This is a genomic window from Streptomyces sp. NBC_00386, from assembly GCF_036063235.1.
Taxonomy (GTDB): Bacteria; Actinomycetota; Actinomycetes; order Streptomycetales; family Streptomycetaceae; genus Streptomyces.
Map to the genome: position 1 here is coordinate 5,232,910 of NZ_CP107950.1, position 25,740 is coordinate 5,258,649.

Annotated in this window: 25 protein-coding genes; 13 read left to right on the forward strand and 12 right to left on the reverse strand. The window is 68.9% G+C overall.

Annotated elements, in window-relative coordinates; translation table 11 throughout:
- Positions 1-150: 150 nt before the first annotated feature.
- Entirely contained in the window at positions 151-1,299 is a 1,149-nt protein-coding gene (locus OG780_RS23110; protein ID WP_328451065.1) for an ATP-grasp domain-containing protein, read from the forward strand.
- 77 nt (positions 1,300-1,376) lie between these two features.
- Positions 1,377-2,057, forward strand: coding sequence for a 2OG-Fe dioxygenase family protein (locus OG780_RS23115; RefSeq protein ID WP_328451067.1), 681 nt, complete (start codon positions 1,377-1,379; stop codon positions 2,055-2,057).
- Positions 2,058-2,142: 85 nt separating this feature from the next.
- On the opposite strand, the gene OG780_RS23120 is transcribed toward OG780_RS23115, so the two are convergent.
- Positions 2,143-2,352, reverse strand: coding sequence for a hypothetical protein (locus tag OG780_RS23120; protein WP_328451069.1), 210 nt, complete (start codon positions 2,350-2,352; stop codon positions 2,143-2,145).
- A gap of 570 nt (positions 2,353-2,922) precedes the next feature.
- Here OG780_RS23120 and OG780_RS23125 point away from each other — a divergent pair.
- The 4 genes from OG780_RS23125 to OG780_RS23140 all read left to right on the forward strand — a co-directional run bounded on the left by OG780_RS23125 (position 2,923) and on the right by OG780_RS23140 (position 6,728).
- The gene (locus OG780_RS23125) at positions 2,923-3,096 is read left to right on the forward strand and encodes a lysine biosynthesis protein LysW (protein ID WP_328451071.1); all 174 of its coding nucleotides are present in this window, start codon (positions 2,923-2,925) and stop codon (positions 3,094-3,096) included.
- A gap of 113 nt (positions 3,097-3,209) precedes the next feature.
- Positions 3,210-4,100, forward strand: coding sequence for a [LysW]-aminoadipate kinase (locus OG780_RS23130; protein ID WP_328451073.1), 891 nt, complete (start codon positions 3,210-3,212; stop codon positions 4,098-4,100).
- 3 nt (positions 4,101-4,103) lie between these two features.
- A complete protein-coding gene (locus OG780_RS23135) occupies positions 4,104-5,378 on the forward strand; it encodes an ATP-grasp domain-containing protein (RefSeq protein ID WP_328451075.1) in 1,275 nt (424 codons plus the stop codon).
- A gap of 105 nt (positions 5,379-5,483) precedes the next feature.
- On the forward strand, positions 5,484-6,728 hold the full coding sequence (locus OG780_RS23140) for an MFS transporter (RefSeq protein WP_328451077.1): 1,245 nt from the start codon (positions 5,484-5,486) through the stop codon (positions 6,726-6,728).
- A 223-nt stretch (positions 6,729-6,951) separates the two neighbouring features.
- On the opposite strand, the gene OG780_RS23145 is transcribed toward OG780_RS23140, so the two are convergent.
- Positions 6,952-7,707, reverse strand: coding sequence for an SDR family NAD(P)-dependent oxidoreductase (locus OG780_RS23145; RefSeq protein ID WP_328451079.1), 756 nt, complete (start codon positions 7,705-7,707; stop codon positions 6,952-6,954).
- 64 nt (positions 7,708-7,771) lie between these two features.
- Positions 7,772-8,974, reverse strand: a complete 1,203-nt coding sequence (gene rocD / locus OG780_RS23150) for an ornithine--oxo-acid transaminase (RefSeq protein ID WP_328451081.1) — start codon at positions 8,972-8,974, stop codon at positions 7,772-7,774.
- A gap of 826 nt (positions 8,975-9,800) precedes the next feature.
- Between rocD and OG780_RS23155 the strand changes: the two genes are divergently transcribed.
- The 4 genes from OG780_RS23155 to OG780_RS23170 all read left to right on the forward strand — a co-directional run bounded on the left by OG780_RS23155 (position 9,801) and on the right by OG780_RS23170 (position 12,532).
- Complete coding sequence (locus OG780_RS23155) at positions 9,801-10,676, forward strand: diiron oxygenase (protein WP_328451083.1); 876 nt, start codon at positions 9,801-9,803, stop codon at positions 10,674-10,676.
- Positions 10,677-10,687: 11 nt separating this feature from the next.
- On the forward strand, positions 10,688-11,518 hold the full coding sequence (locus tag OG780_RS23160; protein WP_328451085.1) for an aminoacyl--tRNA ligase-related protein: 831 nt from the start codon (positions 10,688-10,690) through the stop codon (positions 11,516-11,518).
- 2 nt (positions 11,519-11,520) lie between these two features.
- The gene (locus tag OG780_RS23165; protein ID WP_328451087.1) at positions 11,521-11,751 is read left to right on the forward strand and encodes an acyl carrier protein; all 231 of its coding nucleotides are present in this window, start codon (positions 11,521-11,523) and stop codon (positions 11,749-11,751) included.
- A 67-nt stretch (positions 11,752-11,818) separates the two neighbouring features.
- A complete protein-coding gene (locus OG780_RS23170; protein WP_328451089.1) occupies positions 11,819-12,532 on the forward strand; it encodes a 4'-phosphopantetheinyl transferase family protein in 714 nt (237 codons plus the stop codon).
- Between the two features lie 107 nt (positions 12,533-12,639).
- Here OG780_RS23170 and OG780_RS23175 read toward each other — a convergent pair whose 3' ends face one another.
- Positions 12,640-13,455, reverse strand: a complete 816-nt coding sequence (locus OG780_RS23175; protein ID WP_328451091.1) for an SAM-dependent methyltransferase — start codon at positions 13,453-13,455, stop codon at positions 12,640-12,642.
- Positions 13,456-13,849: 394 nt separating this feature from the next.
- Here OG780_RS23175 and OG780_RS23180 point away from each other — a divergent pair, with 394 nt between their 5' ends.
- Positions 13,850-14,716 carry an alpha/beta hydrolase gene (locus tag OG780_RS23180; protein WP_328451093.1) on the forward strand — a complete coding sequence of 289 codons (867 nt, stop codon included), beginning with the start codon at positions 13,850-13,852 and terminating at the stop codon, positions 14,714-14,716.
- Positions 14,717-15,017: 301 nt separating this feature from the next.
- On the opposite strand, the gene OG780_RS23185 is transcribed toward OG780_RS23180, so the two are convergent.
- The 8 genes from OG780_RS23185 to OG780_RS23220 all read right to left on the reverse strand — a co-directional run bounded on the left by OG780_RS23185 (position 15,018) and on the right by OG780_RS23220 (position 23,459).
- The gene (locus OG780_RS23185) at positions 15,018-16,349 is read right to left on the reverse strand and encodes an aminotransferase-like domain-containing protein (RefSeq protein WP_328451095.1); all 1,332 of its coding nucleotides are present in this window, start codon (positions 16,347-16,349) and stop codon (positions 15,018-15,020) included.
- A 26-nt stretch (positions 16,350-16,375) separates the two neighbouring features.
- The gene (locus OG780_RS23190; protein WP_328451097.1) at positions 16,376-17,662 is read right to left on the reverse strand and encodes an ATP-grasp domain-containing protein; all 1,287 of its coding nucleotides are present in this window, start codon (positions 17,660-17,662) and stop codon (positions 16,376-16,378) included.
- Positions 17,663-17,788: 126 nt separating this feature from the next.
- Positions 17,789-18,763: a transketolase family protein gene (locus OG780_RS23195; RefSeq protein ID WP_328451099.1), complete on the reverse strand. Its 975-nt coding sequence runs from the start codon at positions 18,761-18,763 to the stop codon at positions 17,789-17,791.
- Positions 18,760-19,602, reverse strand: coding sequence for a transketolase (locus OG780_RS23200; protein WP_328451101.1), 843 nt, complete (start codon positions 19,600-19,602; stop codon positions 18,760-18,762). Before OG780_RS23200 ends, OG780_RS23195 begins: the two co-directional genes overlap by 4 nt.
- Complete coding sequence (locus OG780_RS23205) at positions 19,599-20,894, reverse strand: DegT/DnrJ/EryC1/StrS family aminotransferase (RefSeq protein ID WP_328451103.1); 1,296 nt, start codon at positions 20,892-20,894, stop codon at positions 19,599-19,601. Before OG780_RS23205 ends, OG780_RS23200 begins: the two co-directional genes overlap by 4 nt.
- A 43-nt stretch (positions 20,895-20,937) precedes the next feature.
- Entirely contained in the window at positions 20,938-21,990 is a 1,053-nt protein-coding gene (locus OG780_RS23210) for a BtrH N-terminal domain-containing protein (protein ID WP_328451105.1), read from the reverse strand.
- Position 21,991: 1 nt separating this feature from the next.
- Positions 21,992-22,402, reverse strand: coding sequence for a hypothetical protein (locus OG780_RS23215; protein ID WP_328451107.1), 411 nt, complete (start codon positions 22,400-22,402; stop codon positions 21,992-21,994).
- A 325-nt stretch (positions 22,403-22,727) separates the two neighbouring features.
- Positions 22,728-23,459 carry a sulfotransferase family protein gene (locus OG780_RS23220; RefSeq protein WP_328451109.1) on the reverse strand — a complete coding sequence of 244 codons (732 nt, stop codon included), beginning with the start codon at positions 23,457-23,459 and terminating at the stop codon, positions 22,728-22,730.
- A gap of 278 nt (positions 23,460-23,737) precedes the next feature.
- On the opposite strand from OG780_RS23220, the gene OG780_RS23225 reads away from it, so the two are divergent.
- The gene (locus OG780_RS23225) at positions 23,738-24,616 is read left to right on the forward strand and encodes a RimK family alpha-L-glutamate ligase (protein WP_328451111.1); all 879 of its coding nucleotides are present in this window, start codon (positions 23,738-23,740) and stop codon (positions 24,614-24,616) included.
- Positions 24,613-25,737, forward strand: a complete 1,125-nt coding sequence (locus OG780_RS23230) for a M20/M25/M40 family metallo-hydrolase (protein ID WP_328451113.1) — start codon at positions 24,613-24,615, stop codon at positions 25,735-25,737. Before OG780_RS23225 ends, OG780_RS23230 begins: the two co-directional genes overlap by 4 nt.
- The last annotated feature ends 3 nt before the right edge of the window (positions 25,738-25,740 follow it).

A 25,740-nucleotide genomic window follows, 5' to 3' on the forward strand; every position in this document is an offset into this window, starting at 1 on the left:
CGCGGCCGAGTGCCCCGATCGCTTCGGAGCGGCCGCACCCGTGTCGCTCGTCATGCCCGTTCGTGTTCTTCGATGCCAGCCCGCGATTCAACCTCTGGAGGTCGCTGCGTGAAATCCGTACTCATCCTCTCCAAATGGAATGCCGGTGCCGTGGCTCTTGCCGCAGAACAGCTGAGAGCCCGCGGTCTGCGGCCGGTACTGATCTCCGAAATTCCCGGCACTCCCAACCGCGAAAAATGCGATGACCATGTCGTGGTGGACTGGGACCGCGAGAACCTGTCCACGCTCATCACCCGGCTCGACCGGCGCGGCATCGTTCCCATCGCCGTCGTGAACCTGATCGAACCGTTGCTCCCCTGGCAGGGCGGCCTTGTCGCCCACTACGACCTTCCGGGTGTCGGCGCCGGCATCGACGTGCTGGCCAGCAAGACGCTGGTCCGAGAGCGTATGCGGGCCTTGGGGCTGTCCACCATCAGCTTCTGCGACGACCCGGCAGAGGCGGACTTCTTTCCCGCCATCGTCAAGCCCTCACGTGACTCCACGGCCTCGCGGCTGGTGCGCCGGGTGGACAGCCCGGCCGAGCTCCTCGCCTACCGGCGCCACCTGGTCGCGCGCGGCTTCGTCGACACGGAAATGATCATCGAGGAGTATCTGCCCGGTGTCGAGTTCTCCGTGGACGGACCCGTCGTGGACGGCCGCTTCCATCCGGTCCTGGCGGTCGAGAAACCCGACCACGACAACGTCAGGCACCACGACGCGGGGCTTCGGATCCATCCGCCCCAGAGTGATCACGTGCGTGACGGTGTGCGCGTCCTGAGCGAGATGACCAGCGCGCTCTGCTCCGACCTCCGCCTCGACCAGCTCTGGCTGCACATCGAGGGCAGGGTCGACGACGACGGCCGGACGGAGTTGGTGGAGATAAATCCCCGCTTCGGCGGTGGCATGTACCCCACGGCGATCCAGGAGATCAGCGGGATCGACCCGGCGGAGGCGGTCGTCTCCATGTCGCTGGGCGAGTTCACACTGGATCGGCTGGGCCCGCTTCGCGACCGGACGATCATCGGCTGGGTCGACGTGGAGGCGGAAGAGCTCGGCCGTGTCGAGATCAGCGCCACGGAGGACGACCTGTGCGAACTCCCGGGCGTCATCAAGGCGGTGGTCGTCGACGGCTACCAGGTCAGTGACCTGGAGCAGGAGAACTACTTTCTCCGTTTCGCGATCACCGCGGATTCCGTGGGCCAGTTGCGTGCCCGCGCGGCGAACGTCCTGAGCGCCGTGGGCGGATGGCGTGTCACGTGACATCTCCGTGACGCCGCTGACCCCCGGGCTGCCCGACCGTCCGAGAACCGCCGACCTGGCCAAAGGAGATCGAGAGAATGGGCGGACCGAAGTTCTCGCTCGGCAACGCGCGTGACGACCTGCTCCGGAGTGGCGACGACTGGGACAAGTTCAGCCGGTTCTGGGAGGGCCTGCCGCTGGACCCGTACATGGGGGACGGCGGAACCTATCGACGCCGTAAGCACTCCGAGATCTCGTACGACGTCGCCGACGGCGCCGTCCGGTCGGCCGGCCGGAACGGTTTCCTCCAGAGCAAGGAGATCAACCGGCTGAACGGCGGCATCGTCCGCCGCTTCGAACCGATCGACCAGGCGTTGCTGGACACTTCCGTGTTCCTGCGGATGCTGGCACATTTCGTCGCCCGCATCGCGGAGAGCACGCCCGACGGTGAACCCGTGGCTCCTGTCCGGCAGATCAACGTCCATCAGCACCGCATCGTCGCCTCCGCGGAGGAACTCGGGAATCCGACCCCGGAGGGAGTCCACCGTGACGGCGTCGAGCACATCGTCATGATGCTGGTCGCGCGAAAGGCCGTCACCGGTGGGGTCAGCACGCTCTACGACAACGGCGGGTCCCCGGTGCTCAGCCACACCCTGAGCGAGCCCGGGGACTACATATTCCTGGACGACCGCACGGCTCTGCACTCCGTGTCTCCCGTGCGGGTGGCCCCGGCGACTTCGGAGGGGTACCGCGACATGTTCTTCCTGGAATTCCGCTGACGGATCACCGGTCTCGCCGGCGCCTGTCCGGGGTGTCACCTCCCAGGAGGTGACACCCCGGACAGGCGGAGCACTCACGTCCGGGTCACGTTCCGGTCCGGCGCGGCGTGTTCGTCTCGCGCGCACGGCCCGCGTAGCGGGAGAGCACGACCTGAGTGTCTCCGCTCCTGAGAGCCGACAGCAGCTCGGACACCTGCTCCTTGCCGCGCACGACGTTGACGGTGCGGCATTTACGGGTGATCAGGACGGATCCCTCGTGGAGCTGCTGATAGCCGAAGGGGGGTGGAGTACGCATGGCTCTCCGATCGATGAAGGCGAAGGGTTGCCTGCTGTGCCGATCACCGACACCGGCACGACCAGCACGAGGACGGATAGCCCCGCCGTGCCCAGACTGTTGTCGTCCGCGGGAAGTCCGGTGGCCCCGAACCGCACGGGCAGGCGGCGGCCCGGTCGTCCTCTCCACCGTGTTCCTCAGCGGCTTGCCGACGCGCGATGAGAGAACGCAGAGCAGACAGCACCTTCACGACCGGTTCCTCTCGCTCGAAGAGCAGACGTTGTCCGTCGGTACGACCGGCGTGCCGGTGCACGCGCCGATCCCACCCGGCCTGCCGTGTGGAACGGACGTTACGAGCACACCACCACCGTGTGCGTCCGCGGAAAATTCAATCGCGCAGATGCGGTGCGCTGATGTTTCGCCCCTGAGGTAAGCGAGGGGCTCAGCCGCGAGGGCGAAAGGTCAGCACGACGTGTCTCCCCGGATGCCTTCGCCGCGGACGCACATGACGTCGGCGTGGTCGTAGCGTCCCTTTCGACGCGGCGGTCCGGCGATCCGCTCTGGAACAACCGATCGAAAGGAATTCGTCACATGCCCACCATGCAGGCCTGTCCTGAGTGTGAGGACGAGGTGCAGATCAGCCAATCTGCGCGGCTCAACGAGATCATCGATTGCGCGGGTTGCCGAAGCGAACTGGAGATCGTGGCGCTGAGCCCGGCGGTGCTCGCCCGCGCGCCCGAGGTCGAAGAGGACTGGGGAGAGTAGCGGCCGGGGCAGGCACGCGGCATTCACCGGGGCCGGCCACGGTCCGCCCGGCGGTGGCCGGCCTTCCCCGGCCCGCATCCGTTCCATCCGAACCTCGGCGAATCGGAGAAACCGTGACCACCAGACCACTGACGGTCGTCAAGTGCGGCGGGAACCCGTCCGTCGACGCCGCGGGCATCTGCGCCGACGTCGCCAGGCTCGTCGGTGAGGGACAGCCGGTCCTCCTGGTGCACGGCGGCTCCGGGGAAATCGCCCGGCTGGCCGGGAGACTCGGTGTCCCGCAGCGCACCCTCGTCGCCCCGGACGGGGTGTCCACCCGGTACACCGACCCGGCGACGCTGGAAGTGGTCACCCTCGCGCTGGCCGGCGGGGTCAAACCGAGGATCGTCGCAGAGCTGTCCCGGCTCGGGGTGCTCTCGGTCGGTCTCACCGGCCTGGACGGCGGCATGCTGCGCGCCCGTCGCAAGTCCGCCGTGCGGTCCGTGGTGGACGGCCGGACGACCCTGGTCCGGGACAACTTCAGCGGTCGGCTCGGCGAGGTGCGCACCGAACTCCCCGAAGCCCTGCTGCGGTCCGGCTTCGTGCCGGTGGTCTCGCCTCCCGCGATCGACGAGCACGGCCATCCGGTGAACGTCGACGCCGACCGGGTCGCGGCCGCGCTCGCGGTGGCACTCGGCGCCGACCGGCTGGTGCTGTTGACCGGCGCACCGGGGGTGCTCGCCGATCCCGGTGACGAGACCAGCGTGCTGAGTACCCACGATGTGCCGGCGACCGGCGCGCCCGGCCGGTTCGCCGGCGGCGGCATGGCGCTCAAACTCGTCGCGGCACGGGAGGCACTGGTCGGCGGAGTGCTGTCGGTCCGCATAGCGGATGGGCGCGCGGCCGACCCCGTCAGCCGGGCACTGGCCGGATCCGGCACCGCGATCACCACGAGTCCGAGGTCCGGTCACCGGCACGGCCAGGGCCCTTTTGTCCGTGAACTGTCCGACTCACAAGGGAAGTAGCTGATGATGCCCAACAGTTCCGGCGCGCGATCGAAGCGAGTGGCGTTCGTCGACGCTTTCTCTCTGGGGCGTCATCTCCTGCCCGCACTGAACCGGTTCGGCGTGGAGTGCGTGCACGTCCAGTCGCCGAACCCCGACGTCCACATATCCCGGCTGCCGTTCCCCGAGGGCTTTGTGGACAAGGTCCGGCACGACGGTGACATCGCGGCCACGGCGTCCGCGCTGCGCGGGCACGGGGTCGACTGGGTGATCTCCGTCGGGGAGTCGGGCGTCGAGCTGACCGACCGGCTCGCCGCCGAACTGGGCACCCCCGGCAACGGGATGAGCCGGCCGACGTCCCGCCGCAACAAGTACGACATGGTCCTCGCCCTGCGCGACGCGGGAGTCGAGCACGCGGCCACCATCGTCTCGTCCGATGCCGACGAGATCATCAAGTGGGCCGAGACGACCGCCGGTTACCCGGTCGTCCTGAAACCGGTCGCCAGCTCCGGCACCGACAACGTCGTGGCGTGCTCGTCCGCGGACCAGGTCCGCGCCGTCCACGAGCAGATCATGACCAGCCCCGACCGCCACGCAAAGCCCAACACGGTCGTGCTCGCGCAGGAGTTCCTGGACGGGGACGAGTACTTCGTCAACACGGTCAGCCGTGACGGCAGGCACCACACCGTCGAGATCTGGCGGTACTACAAGATCCGGCTTCCCGGCGGCAACATCATCTACGACTACAACGAGCCGCTGTCACCGGACGATCCGGAAGCCAAGAAGGTGGAGTCCTACACCCACGAGGTGCTCGACGCCCTGGAGGTCCGGAACTGGGCCGGCCACACCGAGGTCATGATGACCGCCAGAGGGCCGGTGCTCGTCGAGTGTGCCGCGCGCTTCGGCGGGGGGCAGGTTCCGGACATCGGCAATCGCTGTCTGGGCACCAACCAGATCGACCTCATCGCCCTGGCCGTGGCGAACCCCGCCGAGTTCGACCGACTGCCCACCACCGCTTACCAGTTGCTGCAACGTCTGCGGTACGTGCATCTCATCAACCGGGGTGATGACGGCGTGGCCCCGTCCCACGAGGCGATGGCCGCCGTCCGCGCACTCCCGTCCTACGCCCATGCCGTCACGACGCATCCGGAAGGGGCGCCGCTTCCCCGGACGATCGACGTCGCGACCCAGCCGGGGTACGTGATTCTCATCTCCGAGGATCCGGAACAGCTTCGTGCCGACTACCGGAGGCTCCGGGAGATCGAACGTGATCACCTCTACGCCGGCGGCCCGCGGTAGAGGACCTGCGAACGGACAGGAAGCCGCCGAGTTCCAGTACGGCACACGACACGGAGGAACCACGTTGAACAGCACCGTCGTACCCATGCGCACCGGGTCAACGGCGTGAGTACCGAGACATCGGACCGGTCGCGCCCCGACGAGCCGCGATTCCGTGACGCCCTGCGCGGCCTGCCCCGCCGGGTCTGGGTCATCTGTCTCGGCAACCTGATCCTCCAGGCCGGCACCTTCCTGCCGGTGTTCATCGTGCTCTATCTGACCCAGCGCGGACATTCCGGCGCGGCCTCGGGGCTCGTGCTGGGCGCGGCCGGCCTGGGCAGAGTGCTCGGCAACGTCGTCGGCGGCCACCTCACCGACACGATCGGCCGACGGCGGGCCATCCTGCTGTCCGTCGTCGCCACCTCCGGGCTGACGGCGATGGTGCCGTTCCTCGCACCTCTCCCGGCGGTCATCGCCGTGGTCGGTCTCATCGGCGTGGTGTCACAGGTCTACCGGCCGGCCATGGCCGCGGTGCTGGTAGACGCCGTGACGTCCTCCCAGCAACGGCTCGCCGCCTTCGGGGTGCTCCGGTTCGCCCAGAACATCGGCTCCGCCCTGGGCGGCGTGCTCGGCGGCGTGGTGGCCACCATCTCCTACACGGGGCTCTTCCTGCTGGAGGCCGCCGCTCTCCTGCTGTTCGGCGTGATCGTGGCGGTGCTGCTGCGGGACCCCTCGCAGCAGCGGTCCGATTCCGGCACCGCGGAAACACGGGCGGAGCCGGCGGTCGGGTACCGGCAGATGCTCACCGACCGCGTCCTGGTGCGATTCCTGCTGATGACCGTGTTCTCCATGTTCGCCTACACCCAGACCACCGTCGGCCTGCCCCTGCACGTCGACGACGTGGGTCTGGACGAGCGTGACTTCGGTCTTCTCATGGGGCTCAACGGTCTGCTGGTGGTGCTGCTGGAGCTGCCCATCACCAGCGTGGTCTCCCGGTTCCGGCCGGAGTACGTACTGGCCGCCGCCAACCTGCTCACCTGTTCCGGCCTCGCGCTGACCGGGTTCACCACCGGAATGGTCATGCTGTCGGCGACGGTGACGGCCTGGACGTTCGGCGAGATGGCGTACTCCTCCGTCGTCCAGGCCCACCTGGCGAGTCTGACTCCGCCGGGGATGGTCGGGCGTTACCAGGGCGTGTACGGCGCGGCATACGCGATCGGCACGGGCGCCGGACCGGTCATCGGCGGTGCCGTGTACGCGGTCGCCCCCTGGGCGCTGTGGACCCTGGTCGGCGTACTGGGGCTGCTGGGCGCCCAGCTCAGTCTGCGGCTCCGTCGCCCCGCCTCCACGGCCGGAGAACCGGCTTCCTGACGCTCGGCCCGGTGGTGAGGGGGCAGGGGGCCGGCCGTCCGCACGACCGCTCCACCGACCCGGCGGTCGTCCCGCCGGGTTTCACCTGCCGCCGGACGGACACAGCGGCTCGGCGGGTGACACCGTTCGTGTTCCTGCCGCCGCCGTGGTTCCACGAAAGCGCCGCGGGCCGCGGGGGAGAACCCCTGCGGCCCGCGGCGGTGTCTCTTGTCCGGCCCGCCGGCTACGGGTTCCGGGGCCGCAGCCGCAGACCGTGCATGCCGTTGTCCACGGCGAGCACCGTGCCCACCACGGCGCTCGCCAACGGGCTTGCCAGGTAGGCGATCGCGCCCGCCACCTCGTCGGCCGACACCAGACGACCCGTGGGCTGGAACGCGTCGAGCGCGGCCCGGGCTGCCACAGGATCCTCCGTCTGTTCCAGCGACCTGCCGATCCACGGGGTGTCCGCGGAGCCGGGGGCGACGCAGTTGACCCGGATGCCCTCCCGGACGTGATCCGCCGCCATGGCCAGCGTCAGCGCGTACACCGCGCCCTTGCTGGCCGAGTACAGTGCCCGCTGCCCCACCCCGGCCCACGCCACGATCGAGCTGGTGTTGACGATCGACGCCGCGGGTGAGCGCCGCAGGTGCGGTACCGCGTGCCGGGCGACCCTGACCATCCCGACCACGTTGACGTCCAGTACGCGCGACCACTCCTCGTCACCGTTCGCGGTGACGTCCCCGATGGCGCCGATTCCGGCGTTGTTCACCACGACGTCCAGCCTGCCGAACCGCTCGACCACGGCGTCGACGGCGGCTTTGACCTGGATGTCGTCCGTGACATCGACCTGGACGCCCATGACGCCGTCCGGGAGCCCCTCCGGTTTCAGATCGAGAGCGGCGACTTGGGCTCCCCAACTGCTGAGCCGATTGACCGTGGCCAGGCCGATGCCCGACGCACCGCCGGTGACGATCGCGACCAGTCCTGCGAAGTCACTCACGAATTCCCTCCAGTCCCATCGATGGTCAGGCCGGCCCGATGCGGGTGTCCTCCCCGGGTCCGGTTCAGGACAGCACGTCGGCGATCATGTCGACGCCGAGGTCTATCTCCTCGCGGGTGACGACCAGCGGGGGTGCCACCCGGAGGTGTCCCTTGGCCTCCTTGCACAGCAGGCCGCGTTCGGCCAGCGCCTCGGTCACCCGACGCCCGGCCACATGCTCTTCGGCGATCTGTACGCCGGCCCACAGGCCGCGCCCACGGACCTCGGTCACACCGTCCAGTTCGCTCAGGCGGGAGTGCAGGTACGCGCCGAGTTCGCGTGAGCGTTCCTGGAACTCCCCGGTGGCCAGCAGCCGCACCGTCGCGAGGCCGACCGCGCACGCCAGCGGGTTGCCGCCGAAGGTCGAACCGTGGTCGCCGGGCGTGATCACCCCGAGGACGTCGGCGCGGCCGATCACCGCGGACACCGGCAGGATCCCGCCGCTCAGGCTCTTGCCCAGGGTGTACATGTCCGCGCGGACACCGTCGTGGTCCAGCGCCAGGGTCGTGCCGGCACGGGCCAGTCCGCACTGGACCTCGTCGGCGACGAACAGCGTGTTGCTCTCGTCGCACAGATCGCGGACCTCGGCGAGGTATCCCTTCGGCGGAACGACCACGCCGGCCTCGCCCTGGATCGGCTCCAGCAGGACCGCCGCCGTGTTCTCGGTGATCGCCGAGCGCAGCGCGTCGATGTCGCCGAACGGCACGACCCTGAAGCCCGGCGTGAACGGGCCGAACCCGGCCTGATGGTTCGGGTGTGTGGAGAACGAGACGATGGTCGTGGTACGGCCGTGGAAGTTCGCGCCCGCGACGATGATCTCGGCCGCTCCGTCCGGTACACCCTTGACCTGGTAGGCCCACTTCCTGGCGATCTTCACCGCCGTGTCGACAGCCTCGCCGCCGGAGTTGGAGGGCAGCACCGTCTCGGTGCCCGTGAGTTCGGCCAGCTCACGGCAGAACGGCGCGTACTGATCGTGGTGGAACGCCCGGGTGCTCAGCGTCAGCCGGTCGAGCTGAGCCCTGGCCGCGGCGATGAGGTCGGGGTGCTGGTGGCCGAAGTTGGCCGCCGAGTACCCCCCGTGGAAGTCGAGATAGCGGCGGCCTTCCAGATCGGTCATCCAGGCGCCTTTCCCATGAGTGAGCACCACGGGGAACGGCACGGAGTCGTGAGCGCCCCAGCGATCGGCGAGGGCTATGTGGTCCTGGGAGGAGAGGACGTCCACAGTCATGGCGATACTCCTTTTGGCTCCCTGTCGGGGCCGGTGTCGTAGAGAGGGACCCGCTCGATCCGCCGCGGCCTTCGCCGGACGGCGACAATCCGTGCCGGACCGCCGGAGACGGGAGACACGAGTCGCGGCTGCGCGGCGGCGTCGATCGTCCCGGGAGCGGTGGACCTTCCGAACGTCTCGTCACGGTGGAGGCACGGGAGGGCGGCGCGCGGACGGTGACTGTCGATTCGTGTGACGGGACGACGTCGATTTCCTCCGGGTCGATGAGCTGAACGAATCGATGACGTCGCAGCTGCCGGCACGCGGTGGGTCGAATGCGTCCGGCTCCGCCACGGGCGTGGCGAACAGCTCCACCCGGCCGGATTCGCAGCGCCGGGTGTGCTCGGGGACGTCGATCAGCTGGTGGGTGCAGGATTCCACCGTCCGCTCCACCAACAGGGAAACTACGAACTCACCCCCGCCCCACGCGTCCGCGGCGCACGCATTCCGAAGGACGCGCCGGGCTGACTTTTTCCCGAGCGATTACGCACTCCGATTACTGACGCCTACCGGACGGACAGGACTCCACCGCCGGGGTGACCGTCATCCGTCCGGGAGGTGGCCCGCTCCCGTCGGGCCGGGAAGCCGACGGAGTGCCACGAATCCGAGTCATCCCCGCATTCCGGAGTAAGCGAGACGATGAGTCGCGGGAGAGAAAAGTCAACGCAATGTGTTCCCGCGCCTGAAATTGTCGTGGACGCGCACGGGGGCGGCGTAGTCGTACGGTCCTTCTTGGCACGCCGGACCGGCTGTTTCGGTCAGTCAACGGTACTATCGAGGAGGTTACGTGTCAGCAGCGTCGACGATCGAGTGGACGGACGAATTCGCCCGGGCCGTACGCAGGCTCATAGATGTCTCCGTCGATGACTACTACAATCCGTACCGTACCTTCGAGTGGCCCGAATCGATCACGCCGGAAGGCTTGTGGATGAGTCGGGAGCTGCTTTCCGTTCATGGCACTTCCGCGGAACGGGAGCTCAGCCCCGAACAACTCGTGGAACTCTCACGCTGGGAGAGCGTCAACCTCTACAGTCTGATTGCTCACGGCATCAGGGAGCTGCTCATCGAGGTGATGCGCCGCATTCACACGCCCGGCTACGAGATTCCCACACCGTATTTCCACCACTTCATCGGCGAAGAGAACGAGCACATGTGGTTCTTCGCCGAATTCTGCCTCCGTTACGGTGGTCGCATCTACCCGGACCGGCGGATGGTGTTCCCGACGGACGAGCGCGCGCCGGAGATGAACAACTTCATCGTCTTCAGTCAGATACTCATCTTCGAGATGATCGGTGATTACTTCAACGCCAAGATGGCGGCCGACACGGATCTTCCGGAGACGGTGCGAGCAGTCAACCGAATTCACCACCGCGACGAGTCCCGGCACATCGCCTTCGGCGGCAAGCTCGTGAAGGCGCTGTTCGACGAGGTCCGCAGGACACACTCTGTCGAAGAAGTCGAAGAAGTCGGTCACTATTTGCGCGGCTACATCGATCTGATCATCCAGATGCTGTACAGCCGCGACGCCTACCAGGACGCCGGTATCGAAAACCCCGGGCGGTTCCGTGCCTCTGTCATGGCCGATCCGGCGAGGGTGGCGATCACGGCTCGCATCACCGAACGAACCAACAACTTCTATCGACGCATCGGCCTGTTCCACTGACGGGAGATCTCATGCCGACATTTGTCGCACCTGGAGTCGCGGTCCTCGAACCCGAAGAGGCCGCCCTGTTCGACGCTCTCGAGACCCGTTTCCAGGGCATCGCCGCCGCTCTGGGAGCCCGGCAGGTGGCCGGCCCGGCGCTGCTCCCCGAGGAGGACCTGGCACGCCTCGACTTCTTCCGCAACTTCCCTCACCTCGGACTCCCGGTGGCCACGCTCACGGACCGGGCCCGCGGGGAACTGGCGCGAGGGGAGGTCTCGACCCCGTCCCCCGAGCACCCTCTCGCCTCGACCGGCTGCTATCTGCCCACCGCGACGTGCTACGGCTTGCTGGTGTCGCTGAAGGAGCGCGCTTTCGAGACCCCTGAGGTCATCACGTCGGTGGGCCGCTGCTTCAGGAACGAGGACCACTACGACGGCCTGCGCCGACTGCGCGCCTTCCACATGCGTGAAGCGCTCTATGTCGGCAGCCAGGAAGGCGTGGTGGACCATCTGAGCCGGGCGACCGAGCTCGTACTGGGCCTGGCCGACCTGCTCGGGATCAAGGTGCGCCGGGAGCCGGCGACCGATCCGTTCTACCTCGGTGACGGCTCGCGGGCGCTCCTCAACCAACTGGACCCCGTGAAGTTCGAGTTCGTATCGGACGACGGGACCGCCATCGCGTCGGTCAACCGTCATCGCAACTTCTTCGGCGAGCGTCTTGGCATCCGCTTCGCGGACGAGTCCGCCTACAGCGGGTGCCTGGCGTTCGGTGTGGAGCGCTGGGTCCATGCGCTGCTGCAGGTGCACGGCGACCCGCAGAGGGCGCTCATCGCCACGAAACGACAGCTCAGGAAGGTATGACCATGAACGAAATCATCAACTGGCTCCGGTCCAAGAACCCGGATCTGGACGGAGAGATTTCCGGGGACACCGATCTCATCGAATCCCGGCTCATCGCATCGATCTCGTTCCTGGAATTCATCGCTCTTCTGGAGGACCTTTCCGGGAAAGCAATCGACGTCGGCTCGTTGAGCGTCGACGATTTCCGCACCATCGACCGGATCAGCGAGAACTTCCTTATGCCGGTGGCCTGAACGGCCGGGCCCTGACGAGAGGAACGGAGGAGCGCCGTGGACCGTGTGCCCGTGGAGCAGGGCGTCCGTGGCTGACGTCTGGTACGTACGCGTCGACCAGGTGCCCGAGTCGCTCGCCGTACTCCTGGACGGGCGCGACCGCGCCCGTCGCCGGCGGATCCTGCGCGCGGCGGACCGGAATCGTTTTCTCGCCGCGTGGGTGCTGGCGCGACTCGTCCTCGGGGAGAGGCTGGGACGGGATCCGGGAGCCCTGGGCTTCGACCGGACCTGCGCCCACTGCGGTGACACGGGACACGGGAAACCGGTCGTGGAGGCTGCCGGCCCAGGTCTGGACTTCTCGCTCTCGCACGCCGGGGGACTCGCCGTGGTCGCCGTCTCGGACCGGTCCGTCGGCCTGGACGTCGAGGACGCCACGGCCGGGGAGCGGCCACTGGTCACGGCACTGACGGAGCGGGAACGCGCGATCTGCCTGGACTACGCCGACTTCGCACGGCTGTGGACGCGCAAGGAAGCCGTGCTGAAGGCGGTCGGCAAGGGACTCGCGGTCCACCCGGGGCGCATCGAGGTTCTCGGGTCGACGCTGCTCGCGCTTCCCGAGGAGCTCGGCCGTCCGGAGGACTACACCCTCCGGGATCTCCCGCTGCCTGCCCCGTACGTGGGGTCGCTCGCGGTGCTCGGACCCGGGACGCCGCTGTCCGTCCGCAGCGGCGCGGGACTGGTCGGCGCCCGTCGTCGTGTACTCGACGGAGTCGGCCGGCCCGGCGGACGGGCGATCGCGTAGCGAAAGCGCCGCGGGCCGCAGGGGAGAACCCCTGCGGCCCGCGGCCGTCTGCGTGAAGTGGTCCCGCGCGGTTTTGCCGGCAGAACCCATGGGCGGTCGGTCCAGGCTCAGATCTTGCGGGCGACTCCGCCGTAAATGGCGGAGTCGGGATTTTCCCCCGCGGTCTCCTCGGTGGGATGCCATCGGGCCGCGGGAACCACACCGGGCGCAACCGGTTCGAAATCGCCGAAGAAATCAGTGACCTGTTCTCGGGTCCGGGGGTACATGTCCTCGAAAGCGCGCTTCAGTGTCTCCTTGTCGTTGCGGTCCCCCCAAGGCATGTCGCCCGCGATGTGGGAGACGACGAGATAGCTGCCGGGGGGCAGGGCCTCACGCAGAACCGCGGTGATCCTGGCGGGGTCCGCGCCTTCCGGCACGAAGTGCAGAACCGCGGCCAGCACACAGGCCACCGGGCGGCCGGAACGGATCAGGTCCTGGACGGCCGGCTGGGCCAGCAGCTCTTCGGGGCTGCAGATGTCGCCCAGTACGAAGGAAGCCCCCGCCTGTCCGGAGATGAGCGCGCGCGTGCGCTGTCCCACCGCGGGATCGACGTCGCAGTAGACGACGGAACCCGAAGGGGCCGCGGACAAGGCGATCTCGTGCGTGTTCGGCGACACGGGGAAGCCGGAACCGATGTCGATGAACTGGTCGACGCCTTGTCGGGTCAGCCAGCGCACCGCCCGTGAAAGGAAGGTGCGATTCGCCTGCATCGTCGCGAGCAGGTCAGGAGCCTGCATGCGGATCCAGGCACCGGCCGCCCGGTCGGCGGCAAAGCCGTTCTCGCCGCCTATGAAGTAGTCGTAGACGCGTGCGGGGTGCGCGTCCGGACGTTCCAGGAAGCCGCTGTCCCCGGCGGTCTGTGGAGTCGCGTTTTCAATGGTCATGGCGCGGCGTGTTTCCCCTCAAGTCCGTATGTCCACTCACTCGCATCATCGACCCGTGGCAGGTCACTGCCTCAGACTCGGCTCGATGGACAACTGGCAGGAAAAGAGTGGCACGGAAGGAGGGTGCGCCGAGGTAAGCAAGATGCTTAACCGCGGGAGAGGAAAGTGAACTCAATATGTCCCCGCGAACGAACTTGCCGCGGACGTGCGCAGCGGCGGCGCGGTCGTAGTGTTCTTCGCGGCGCGGCAGAACGCGTCCTGGACCCGTGCTTATAGCGCGGAGATCATGCACCGTTGATACCGAAGAACTGGAGGCGTTCTGGTGCCGCTTCATCCAATCGTAGAAGGTATCAGGAAATTTCGTGCCGCAACCGGCTTCACCCCGCTCTACACGATGTCGGTCGACGAGGCCCGAAAAGCGGACAGCGAAACCGAGGCCGCGGTCTGGGACTGGATCGAACAACCGAAAGAGATATTCGATCTCGACATCACAGGACCGGCCGGCCCGCTGACGCTGCGGGTGTACCGTCCGCAGGCCGAAAGCGACGGTCCGCTTCCCGTCCTGGTCTATTTCTTCGGCGGCGGTTTCGTCGTCGGCTCCCTGGACACGTCGGAGGCGTTCTGCCGTGCGCTGTCCACCATGGCTTCCTGCGTGGTCGTGTCCGTGAACTACCGGCTGGCGCCTGAGCATCCGTTCCCGGCGGCCATCGACGACTGCTACGCCGCCGTGAAATGGGTGGCGGACAACGCGTCCCAGTTCGGCGCCGACGGCGGACGCATCGCCGTCGCGGGAGACAGCAACGGCGGCACCCTGTCCGCCGCGGTCTCCCTGATGGCCCGAGACGACGACGGACCGCGGATCAGCGCCCAGGTGCTCATCTACCCGGCGATGCGTTTCGGCTCGGCGACGGATTCCATGCGCGACAACCTGGATCCGATGTTCTTCAACGGCCACTCGGTCCCATGGTTCTGGAACCACTACATCGCCGATCCCGCCGACGGTGACTCCCCTTACGCCTCACCGCTCAACGCGACCGACCACAGCGGACTTCCCCCGGCACTCATGATCACGGCCGAGTTCTGTCCCCTGCGGGACGAGGGCGAGGCCTACGCGGAGGCGCTCTCGCTCGCCGGCGTGCCGGTGGACTGCCGCCGGTACGCGGATCTGCCGCACGGTTTTCTGTCCATGGCGGCGGTGCTCGACACCGCCAGGGAGGCACTGGGCGTGATCAGCGGTTTCCTGCGGCTGCGGTTGGGCTGAGCCGGAACCTGACGAACGCACGCGGCTCCCGTGCCGCTGGGGGAGATGTTCGAAGCTCCCCCAGCGACCGCGGGAGCCGCGTCGGTTCCGCGTCCGGTCCCGGCCGGCCCGCCTCCGTCCCGGCTCGCGGCGGGCCGGTCCCCGCCGGCCGCGGAACGTGGAGAGCGCGGAAGCCCCGCAGGCCGAGGACCTGCGGGGCTTTTGACGCGTGTGGGGCACCACGGTCCGGGCGGGCGACAGCCGGGAGGCGGCCGGTCCGCCCCTCGGATGCCACCGGCCGGGGTCCGCGGATGCCGCAGGATCAGGCGGTACGGTCACGGTCACGGACGAGGGCGGCGAGCCGCGCGAGACCGTCGTCGATCTGTGCGGGGGTGAGCACGCTGAAGGAGAGGCGGATCTGGCGGGTGCCTCCACCGTCGGGGTAGAAGTAGCGCATCGGGGTCCACAGCACCCCGAACCGGCTTGCCGAGTACTCGAGCATCGCGTCGTCGGCCTCGAAGGGCAGGGAGACCACCGCGAACATCCCGCCGCCGGGGACGTTCCAGGTCGTCCGGGGCCGCGAGCCGTCGTCCGGGGCGGGGAAGTGTCTGTCCAGGCCGGTCATGACCGCGGCGAGGTTGCGACGGTAGACCTGTGCCTCGCGCTCGGTGGCCCTGGTCATGCTGCAGTCGTTCGCCAGCAGCTTCCCGCCGACCACGGCCTGGGAGACGGTCGACGTGTTCAGCGTCAGCATGCTCTTGAGTTTGGCGAGCTGGTCGGCCAGCAGCGGGCCCTCACCAGGGTCCGCGTCCGAGACCAGCTGGTCGGCAACCAGATAGCCCACGCGAGCGCCGGGGAAGGCCGTCTTGGCGAAGGAGCCCACGTAGACGACGCGCCGAGCGGTGTCCAGCGACTTGAGCGCGGGCAGGCGTCGGCCGTCGGCGTTGAACAGGGAGTACGGGTTGTCCTCGATGACGAGGATCTCCTCCCGTTCCGCCACTTCGAGGAGTCGCCGGCGATCGGCGAGGCTCATGCTGAGCCCGCTGGGGTTGGCGAAGTCCGGCACCACGTAGCAGGCCCGCGGGCGCAGTCCCCGCTGCCGGGCCCGGCCTATCTGTACCACCAGGTCCTCGACGTCGATGCCCCCGGTGCCCTCCGCGACGGGCAGGACCGGCATGTCCATCAGACGCGCCGCCCCGAGGAAACCCACGTAGGTCGGTGCAGGAGCCAGGATCACGTCCTCGTCGCCCGTACGCAGGGCGCGCAGCAGCAGGATCATCGCCTCCTGGCAGCCGGTGGTCACCACGACGGACTCGGGGACGGCACTGACCCCTTCGTCGACGGCCAGGTGCCGCACCAGGAGGTCCGTCAGCAGGCCCTTGGTGTGGCCGTACTGGAAGAGCGCCGTCCGTACCTGGTCGGGGCCGAGGCCGCGCTCCACCTCGAGGTACTTGCGGAACCGCTCCAGGTGGTCGTGGAGCTGCAGCGGATCGTAGAACTCCTCGTAGGGCCGCCCGGCCGCGAAGGACACGGCCTCAGGGAACCGTCCCGCGATCTCGTTGAGGAGCGTCATGGAACTCAGCACCGGGTCGGACAAGGAGCCGTGCAGATCTCCCAGGTGCAACGTGGTGCCGGGGGCACTGTCTGTGATCATGGATACACCTTTCCGTGTGGCGCGGATCAGACGTGCGGGATCCTCCGGGAGGCTGTTTCGAGGGTGTACGCAGCGGCCAGCCGCCGTATGTCCCGCTCGACCTCCGCCGTGCTCGCTCCGGAGAACGCGAATTTGCCGGCGGTGGGGAAGACGGTGATGTCGTCGTTGACCGTCTGGCCGATGTCGGGGATGTCGGACAGCACCACGGAGTCCGGGCACGTGTCGAGACCCCGGATCCGCCTGACCACGCGGGGCTCGCTCTCCGGCAGCGCGCAGTAGAGCCAGCCGGAGGCGCCGACGCCCTCGTGGTCCAGGATGCCGGTGACGGTCCCGACCTCGGACGGCAGCCCCATGCAGGCGAGGACGGACTCGCGGACCAGGTCCACGCCGTAGACCGCGCGGAGGGAATCGCTGATGTAGGCACCGCCGAAGCGGTTGCCGACCTCGAGGAAGACCAGCTCGTCGTCGGGGGTGAGGAACAGCTCCAGATGGAAGGTGCTGGTGTGGAGCCTCAGCGATTTCAGTACGAGCGCGGTGAAGTCGGTGATCCGTGCCAGGGTCGAGGCGTCGTCGAACGTGACGGCCGAGAGGTGCCGCTGCCCGTTCTGGAAGCCGAGGCAGTCGCCGATGTACCGGGAGGCGCTGATGAAACGGATCTCACCGTCCCTCACCACTCCGTCGACATGGCACACGTCGCCCTCGACGAACTCCTCGACCTCGTGATCGTCGGGGATGCCGTGGGCCCGGGCATGGGCGAGGAACTCCGCTCCGTCGCGGAAGACCATGATGCCGAAACTGCCGGCCTGCCGTTGCGGCTTGAGGACGAGCCGGCCCGGAACGGCGTCCGCGATCTTCTCGAGGCCGGCGTACGGAGTGGCCGCGTCCACCGCCCAGAACGCGGGAACGCGTATGCCGTTGCTCCGCACGACCTCCTTCATACGGACCTTGTCGCGGCAGAGCACCGCCGTTTCGGTGTCGACTCCCGGCACACCGAAGTGGTCGCGCAGTCGTGCCGCGGGCAGAGTGACGTGTTCGTACATGGCGACGACGGCGGTCGGCGGGCCGAGTTCCGCGGCGAACTCGTCGATCAGGCGAATCATCTGGTCAAGGGCCTGATCGTAGGCATCGAAGTCCAGCGTGTGCGGTACGTCGAGAACGCCGATGCGGGCGAACCGCTGCCGCGCGGCGTCCGACATGTGCTCGGCGACGTGCCGGTGCACCAGCAGGGACACCTGGTGTTCGCCGAACTCGATCGAGTCGATGTGCTGCTCGGCGAAGCCGAGATGGACTACATGGCTGTTCGTGGTGTCCACGGCACTTGTCTCCTTCGGAGGTTCTCGTGTCACGGGTGGGAGATGACCGGGTCGGTGCGGACGCACCGGTCGTTGTCGGTGTGAGGCGCCCGGAACTGCGCACGGCGATCCGCAGGGCGACCACGATCAGGGCCTCGTGGTGACGTCCTCCCGACCGGGCCTCCAGGAAGCGGCAGCCGTGTCGAGGGCGGTACGGACCGTCCTCACCACCCGTTCCGCGGTGAGGTCGTAGTGGTTGACGAGGTGTTCCTGGCTGCCGACCGTGTCGACGAACTGATCCGGCATGCCGAGTCTCAGCACTCTCGTGGGCACCGCCTCGGCCACCGCTTCGGCCACCGCGCCACCGAGACCGCCGCCGCGCCAGTGCTCCTCCAGCGTCACCACGAGGGAGGCCGGCCGGGCCGCGGCCACCAGCGTCTGCGTGTCGAACGGCCGCAGGGTGTGCATGTTCAGCACGGTTGCCTCGATGCCCTGTCCGGCCAGCACGTCCGCCGCGGCGAGGCAGGCGAGCACGGGGTACGGGCCACAGCTCGCGAGCACCACGTCGCCGCCCTGCCGCAGCGTCTGCGCCTTTCCGACGACCGGCGGCGGGGCCGCGGGCAGGGCCGGCGTCGGTTTGCGGCCGAGCCGGACGTAGAGCGGTCCGGGCAGGTTCAGGCTCTGCTCGACGAACGCCTCCGTGGCGGCGGCGTCGGCAGGCACCACCACGGTCATCCCGGGCAGCACCCGCATCACGGCGAGATCTTCCAGGGCCTGGTGCGTCGGGCCGAGGTGGCCCGCGGCGAGACCGCCGTGGGTGGCCATGATGCGGACCGGCAACCGGTTGTAGGCGATGTCGATCTTGATCGCCTCCAGTGCCCGGGACGTGGCGAAGGCGGCCATCGTGTTGACGAACGGGACCCGCCCGCACGCCGCCATCCCGGCGGCGATGCCCATCAGGTTGTGCTCGGCGATACCGAGGTTGAGATACCGGTCGCCGGCCGCTTCGGCGTACTCGGCGTCGAACAGACCGGTGTCGGAGTCCAGGCACATCAGCTCGGGACACCGCTGCAGCAGCGGCAGCAGACTGTCCCGGTACGCCTCCCGGGTCGCGCGGCTCATCCGGCGGCCTCGGCGGCTCGCAGGGCGCGGACCGCCCGCGCGTGGTTGCGCGGCGACAGGGTCACGTAGTGGCTGGCACTGCGGCCGGCGAGGAACGGCAGCCCGTGGCCCTTGACCGTGCGGGCGATCAGCACGCTCGGCTTGCCCGGTTCCCACGGCGCGGCGCCCAGATGGTCCGCCAGCCGGTCCGGGTCGTGGCCGTCCACGTCGCGGACCGCCCAGCCGAAACTGCGCCAGCGGTCGGCCAGCGGTTCCATCGGCGCGATGCCGTCGGTGGAACCGGTCAGCTGCAGTCCGTTGCGGTCCACCACCGCGACCAGCCGGTCGAGGCGCAGCGACGCGGCCGCGATGGCCGCCTCCCACACCGAGCCCTCCTGGAGCTCGCCGTCGCCGAGCAGTACGAAGGTGCGCGCGTCACGCCCGGCGTACCGGGCGGCCAGCGCGAATCCGCAGCCCAGCGCGAGTCCGTGGCCGAGCGATCCGGTCGGCATCTCCACTCCGGGCACCGCACGCACCGGATGGCCCATCAGCCGGCTGCCGGGGCGTCCGTATCCGGCGAGTTCCCCGACCGGGAGGAAGCCCCGCTCGGCGAGCGTCGCGTAGAGACCGACGGCGGCGTGCCCCTTGCTGAGCAGAAAGCGGTCGCGGTCCGGATCGTCGGGGTGCAGCGGGTCCACGTTCAGCACCGAGAAGTACAGCGCGGTGAGCACGTCGGCACAGGAGAACGCACCGCCGAGGTGGCCGCCTTCGGGCCCCGCGCACATGTCGACGACATGGGCGCGGATACGTGCGGCGACCGTGTCCAGGGCGTCCCGCTCCAGGATCGGGGTGACGGTCATGAAGCCGCCTCCGCGAGTGTGGCCACCATGTCCCTGTTGGCCCACACCTTCTCGAAGGCGTCCGCGTACAGGCCGAGCAGTTCGCCCGCCCCGGGGTGGAGATGACGCTTCTGGATGGTCAGGGAGTCGGCGATGACCGCGCGGGTCACCGGGTAGCCCTTGCCCGCGACCGTTCCGCGCGCACCGGTCACGGCCCACGGGTAGCCCGAGCCGAAGCCGACGCGGTCCACGAACACGTTCTGGTCGGGCAGCGGCATGAGCTGGTACTGCGACATCGGTACGCCCTCGGCACGCAGCAGCCGCCGCAGGGCCGAGCGCAGCGCCTCCGGCCGCACCCCGTCCAGGCCGAATGCTTCCCGGTCGAACCGGAACCGCAGGATGTGCCAGGCGTGGGTGGTGTCCGGCAGCGCGGTCGGCACCTGCAGGCCGGGCAGTTCCGAGAGCCGCGCGAGGAACTCGGTGACGTTGTGCTGCCGCGCGCGCTCGTACCCGTCGAACCGGGCGAGCTGCGCGTCGGTGAACGCGGCCTGGAGGGCGTTCATCTTGTAGTTCCAGCCCAGGCCGTAGGACACGTACGCGCGCTCGCGGCCGGCCTCGATCACCTCGCCGAACTGCCTGCCCCGGCGCATCGCCTCGGCCAGTTCGGCGTCGCGGGTCACCAGCAGACCGCCCTCGCCGCAGGTCGGTATGTTCTTGCTGACCTGGAGGCTGAAGGCACCCGCGTCGCCGATCCCGCCGACCGGCCGCCCACGGTGGGTGGCCCCGGGAGCCTGTGCGGCGTCCTCGACCACCGCGAGGCCGTACTTGCGGGCGATCGCGGTGATCCGGTCCATGTCGGCGGGCGCCCCGTGCAGGTGCACGGGGATGATCGCCTTGGTCCGGGGCGTGATCCGGCGCTCCACGTCGGCCGGGTCGAGGTTGAAGGTGACCGGGTCGATGTCGGCGAAGACCGGAACGGCCATCTGGTGCACCGGTGCGAGCCCGGTCGCGATGAAGCTGAGGGCGGGCACGATCACCTCGTCCCCCGGTCCGACGCCGAGCGCGGCCAGCGCGAGGGCCAGTGCCGCGGTGCCGTTGGACACCGCGACGCAGTGCTCGAAACCGAAACGGCGGGCCCAGTTCTCCTCCAGACCGGACACCGGGTTCACACCGTCGGTGTCGGACACCAGCCGTGAGCCGTCGAGCGCGTCGAGGACGGCCTTGCGGTCCTCCTCCTCGACCAACGGCCACTCCACACGGCGCCGGTCCCTCGGCACGGCCGCCGTGCCGCCGAACGCTGCCAGCTTGCTCATCACTCTCCATTCCACAGGGCCACGGTGGTCGGTACGTGTGTGGTCACAGCCGCGCCGCCGCCGCTCCGACGGCAGCGACCGCACGCTCGTACGCGCCGCGCAGCGTCGTGACGTGGTGTGCGATGTCGGATGCGGCCGCGCTCGGGTCCTCCAGTCCGTGTGCACCGGTGAACCGCAGTCCGGTCCACGCGTGCGCGACGGTCTCGACCGCGCGTCCCGCCCCGGCGAGCGCCGGATCGTCCCATTCGTGGCCGCAGCGGCGCAGCAGCTCACCGTGGAGCGACGCCTGCGCCTGCATGGCCCAGCCGAACGGGTACAGCTCGCGCAGCGCGTCGGCGTCCGCGGCCCGGCACCGGCCGAGCAGTTCCGCGGCGAACTCGTCGTATCCGGCGAGACCGGTACGGGCGGAGCCGGCCGTGGTGAAGCCGTCGACGTCGGTGCGCAGGTAGCCGCCGAGCAGTTCGGGGGTCAGGGGCTCCGGCGGGGCGTCGAGGCGGACGTCGAGACAGCGTCGGCCGATCCGCGAGTCGCTGAAGAACGCGTCCTGGACGTCGGTCGGGTTCGCCGAGTCCCAGCTCAGCAGGAACTTCTCGATCGGGACGGCACCGCGGAACGCGGGTGGCATCGCGTCCGAGACGTGGACCACCCCGCGGCTCTCGTCCAGGCCGTAGATCACCACCAGGTGCGCGGCGTGCACGTCTCCGTACGCGGGCCGGAACGGCAGGTGGTAGTTGTCCACGGCCGCGATGACCGGACGGTCGTCGGCCAGCGCCGCGCGCACCTCCCGCCAGACGTCGTTCTCGTCGGCGGGCTGCCACCAGCGCGCGTGCAACTCGTGGTGGGGTGCCAGAGCGGCGCCGAGGTCGGTGCCACCGGACTCGTCGGCGGGGCACGGGTAGTAGAACTCCTCGGACCTGACGTCACCCGGCAGGTGCAGGAACCGCCACCCCGCGCCGAGTACGGCCAGCGGGTCGGCCCCCTCCCGTATCAGGAGCGCACCGAACGTGGAGTGAAGGCAGCTGACGAGGTCGCGGTACCACCACGCGGGTTCCGGTCCGGTGATCGTGTACGTCCGCGTCGTCACGTCGGCGGTCATGTCAGAGCTCCGTCCGCTGGAGGGTGACCGCGAAGACATGCACCGCGACATTGCGGGGCAGCAGGACGCCGGTCAGGCCGGCCCGCCGGGTGACCGGCACGCGCTGCGCCCACATCACTGCCGGAACACCTCGCTGCACGTGGTGCGGGTAGTGCATGGCGAGGCTCTCGAACGCCTTCACCTCGCCGAACCACGCGGGTGCCGCCCAGAAGTCGGAGACCCTCAGCGGTTCCATGTCGATCGAGCCGTCGGCGAAACTCAGCTCGACCGTGTCCTCGCAGCGCCGTTCGGACGCCGCCAGGACGTGGATCCAGTCGTAGCGGCCCTCAGGGACACGAATGAACTGCCCGGCGCAGCGGACGTTGTCCGGTCCTTCGCAGACCGGAGGGAACTCGAAGGGAACACCGTCCACGTGGACGAGGCTCCGGCCCGCGGGAAGGTACTCGGCAGCGAACGAGTTTCTCCATACATTGAATGCGCCCGCTTCGGTCTCCGTCGCCGCGGAGATGGCCGTGTTGTTGCGATGGCCGGAAATGTCGACCGGTTCACACGTCTTTGTTTTGACAGAGGACACCGGAACGCCCGTCAAGTGACCCACCTCACTGAAATACCGCCCTATGTTCCGAATCTAGCCCGGTCGTTCAAATTTTTCGTCCGCACCATAACTACCTTGAATACCCGGATCACTGTCCGGTGCGCTCGCCGGGTAATCATGTCGACTATTCCGGTCGGCACGGTCACGGCCGGAGTGCGACGGCGCGCAGCTTCTCGTAGTACGGCAGGTGGTAATCGCGGTAGGCCCGCAGTGTCGGGTCCGCCTCGACGGTCTCGGCTCCGCCGTTCCTGCCGCGCGTGAAGCCGGCGGTCTCGCTGGTCGATCTGTGCCACTTGCTGGTCGACTGCCATTCCGGCCGCATGCTCGGCTCCCACCTCAGCGCGTCCGGGAGGAAGGGGATGCCCACCGCCGAGCAGTACGCCCGCACGGTCTCGGCCGGCCGGTCGAGCAGGTCCTCGGAGTCGATCACGACAGGCGTGGTGCCGGTGGCGGCCTGCACGGCGGTGAAGATCTCGTACAGCCGGGCGAAGCCGATCTCGTCGCGGCCGAGGTCCGGGTTGAGCGCATGGTGCGACGCGATGGCCTCGGCAGGGTCGCGAACGATGAACGTGTGCGTCGCGGCCGAAAGGAAGGTCTCGTCGGCGAGCAGCGCCGGGTAGTGGAAGTCCGTGGTGTCCTTGAAGAACACCGGCTTCTGCGCCGCGACGGCACCCAGCGCCGCGAGTACGTCCTGCTCCGAGCGTGCGACCCGGCCGTCGACCTCCACCTCGCCGAAGTCGACCACTCGGGAGAACGGCTCGTGCACGACGACGCGGTCGCCCCGCTCCGTCATCATCCGCGCGAACGCGGTGGAGCGGCAGCGCGGCGCGCTCCACAGTGCGAGCACCGGGATCCGCTCCTGTGTGTTTCCCACGTTTCCCCCTCTTCTCTGGCGCGGCCCGGCTCCAGCCGAACGGAAAGCGCACAGTGATCTGTTGCGGCAGGTATTCGAATCCGATCAAGAGTGGCACAGACGCCGCCCGAGCCGAGTAAGCAGAATTCGCCGTCGCGGGGAGAAAAGTCAACGCAACGCGTCGCCGGGAATGAACTTGCCGCGGACGCGCACAGCGCCGGTTCCCTCATAGTTTCCTTATTCGCGAGACAGACCGTTTATGCCGTCCGATCAGTCAGTGGTTCTAATGCGGAGGTCACGTGCCAGGGACACCAGAGCGCCTAGGTGACTGCAGGATCGCCGTACTCGCCAGCAGGGTCGGCGCCGACGAGAAGAGGCTGTTCGACGCATTCGACCGGCGCGGGGTCCCCTTCGAGCAGGTCGACACACGCAGACAGTGGTTCCTGGCCGGGCGGCGTGATCTGCCCTGGGACCTCGCGCTGAACCGGGAGATCGGCCAGGTCCGCGCGGCGTACGCGGCCGGCTGCCTCACCGCGGCGGGCGTCGACGTGGTCAACAGCGCGAACGCGACCGAGGTGTGCGGCGACAAGTGGCGCTCCACAGTGGCTCTGGAGGCGGCCGGGGTGCCGACACCGCGCACCGTGCTCGGTCTCACCCCGCAGGCCACGCTGGCCGCCCTGGACTCCCTCGGTTATCCGGCGCTGATCAAACCGCTGGTCGGCTCGTGGGGCCGGCTGGTGGTTCGGCTGCCCGACCGTGCCGGGGCGGAAAGCGTGCTCGAGTACGCCGCCGCTCTGCCCGGTCCGCAGTCGCACCTCGGGTACGTGCAGGAGCTGATCGACAAGCCCGGCCGGGACATCAGGGTGATCGTGGTCGGCGGCCGGGTGCTGGGCGCCGTCTACCGGACCGGCGAGGCCCTGCGCACCAATGTGGCACTCGGCGGGCGGACCCGGCCGTGCGAGGTGACGGCGGAGATCACCGAGCTCTCCCTCGCCGCGGTCGCCGCCGTCGGCGCCGACATCGCCGGTGTCGATCTGATCGAGGACCGCGACGGCAGGCTGCTGGTTCTGGAGGTCAATCACCGGGTCGAGTTCACCGGTTTCCAGTCCGCACTCGGCGACCAGGTCGATGTCGCGGACCACATCGTCGACCACCTACTGGAACGAGCGCAACGATGAACTGGGCGTTCACTTCGTCGGGCAACGTCACCGAGACGTACGCCGCCGGGCTGCTGCGCGAGATGCTGGAGATCCCCTCCTCGTCCTACCAGGAGCGCGCGCTGGCCGACTACTTGGCCGTAGCGATGGCGGACCTGGGTTTTCAGGCGCACATCGACGCCGTGGGCAATGTGATCGGCGTGATCGAACGGGGTGACGGACCGACCCTGATGCTCCTCGGCCACCTGGACACCGTCTCGGGTCAGCTCCCGGTCCGCTCCGAGGACGGCAGGCTCTACGGCCGCGGCGCGGTGGACGCGAAGGGACCGCTCGCGGCGATGATCTGTGCCGCGGCCGGCGCGGCGGACTTCCCCGGCCGGATCGTGGTGATCGGCGTCGTCGAGGAGGAGACCCCGCGCTCGCGTGGCGCGATGGCGATCCGGGCCACCCACGACCGGCCGGACGCGCTGATCATCGGCGAACCGAGCGGCTGGTCGAGCGTGGTGCTCGGCTACAAGGGCAAGCTGGACCTGCGCTACACCGTCAGGTGTCCTGCCACCCACCCGAGCAACCCGGTGCCGAAGGCGTCCGAACTGGCCGTCGTCTGCTGGGAAGCGCTGGTCGATCTGCTCGGTCCGGACGCCGGCCACGGTGTGTTCGACCAGCCGGGCGCGACGCTGTGCCGCCTCAACGGCGATCTGACCAAAGCGACGGCGGACCTCAGCGTCCGTGTCCCACCGGGATTCGACGTCGACGGGCTGGTGAGCGCGCTGCGCGACCGTCTGCCGGCCGGCGACCTCGAAGTGCTGAACTCGGTGGCGGCCTGCCGGGTGGGCCGGGCCGACCCGACGGTCCGCGCGCTGGTGTCCGGTATCCGGAGGCTGCACGCCCAGCCACGGCTGGTGGTGAAGACGGCCACCTCGGACATGAACACCCTGGCCGAGGTCTGGGACATCCCGATGGCGACCTACGGCCCGGGCGACAGCAGTCTCGATCACGCCGACGACGAGCACATCGTGCTGTCGGACTACCTGCGTGGCATCGACGTGCTGACCATTGCGATCTCGGAGCTGGCACACCTGCCCGCGGGCCCGGGCGGCCGGGTGGGCGACGCACCGCTGCCCGTGAGGAGTCTTCGGTGACCG

Bases quoted from the DNA above. Each gene is read 5' to 3' on its own strand.
- OG780_RS23115 (WP_328451067.1), top strand. From the start codon at position 1,377: ATGGGCGGACCGAAGTTCTCGCTCGGCAACGCGCGTGACGACCTGCTC.
- OG780_RS23120 (WP_328451069.1), bottom strand. From the start codon at position 2,352: ATGCGTACTCCACCCCCCTTCGGCTATCAGCAGCTCCACGAGGGATCC.
- OG780_RS23125 (WP_328451071.1), top strand. From the start codon at position 2,923: ATGCCCACCATGCAGGCCTGTCCTGAGTGTGAGGACGAGGTGCAGATC.
- OG780_RS23135 (WP_328451075.1), top strand. From the start codon at position 4,104: ATGATGCCCAACAGTTCCGGCGCGCGATCGAAGCGAGTGGCGTTCGTC.
- rocD (WP_328451081.1), bottom strand. From the start codon at position 8,974: ATGACTGTGGACGTCCTCTCCTCCCAGGACCACATAGCCCTCGCCGAT.
- OG780_RS23160 (WP_328451085.1), top strand. From the start codon at position 10,688: ATGCCGACATTTGTCGCACCTGGAGTCGCGGTCCTCGAACCCGAAGAG.
- OG780_RS23165 (WP_328451087.1), top strand. From the start codon at position 11,521: ATGAACGAAATCATCAACTGGCTCCGGTCCAAGAACCCGGATCTGGAC.
- OG780_RS23175 (WP_328451091.1), bottom strand. From the start codon at position 13,455: ATGACCATTGAAAACGCGACTCCACAGACCGCCGGGGACAGCGGCTTC.
- OG780_RS23180 (WP_328451093.1), top strand. From the start codon at position 13,850: ATGTCGGTCGACGAGGCCCGAAAAGCGGACAGCGAAACCGAGGCCGCG.
- OG780_RS23185 (WP_328451095.1), bottom strand. From the start codon at position 16,349: ATGATCACAGACAGTGCCCCCGGCACCACGTTGCACCTGGGAGATCTG.
- OG780_RS23195 (WP_328451099.1), bottom strand. From the start codon at position 18,763: ATGAGCCGCGCGACCCGGGAGGCGTACCGGGACAGTCTGCTGCCGCTG.
- OG780_RS23200 (WP_328451101.1), bottom strand. From the start codon at position 19,602: ATGACCGTCACCCCGATCCTGGAGCGGGACGCCCTGGACACGGTCGCC.
- OG780_RS23205 (WP_328451103.1), bottom strand. From the start codon at position 20,894: ATGAGCAAGCTGGCAGCGTTCGGCGGCACGGCGGCCGTGCCGAGGGAC.
- OG780_RS23210 (WP_328451105.1), bottom strand. From the start codon at position 21,990: ATGACCGCCGACGTGACGACGCGGACGTACACGATCACCGGACCGGAA.
- OG780_RS23230 (WP_328451113.1), top strand. From the start codon at position 24,613: ATGAACTGGGCGTTCACTTCGTCGGGCAACGTCACCGAGACGTACGCC.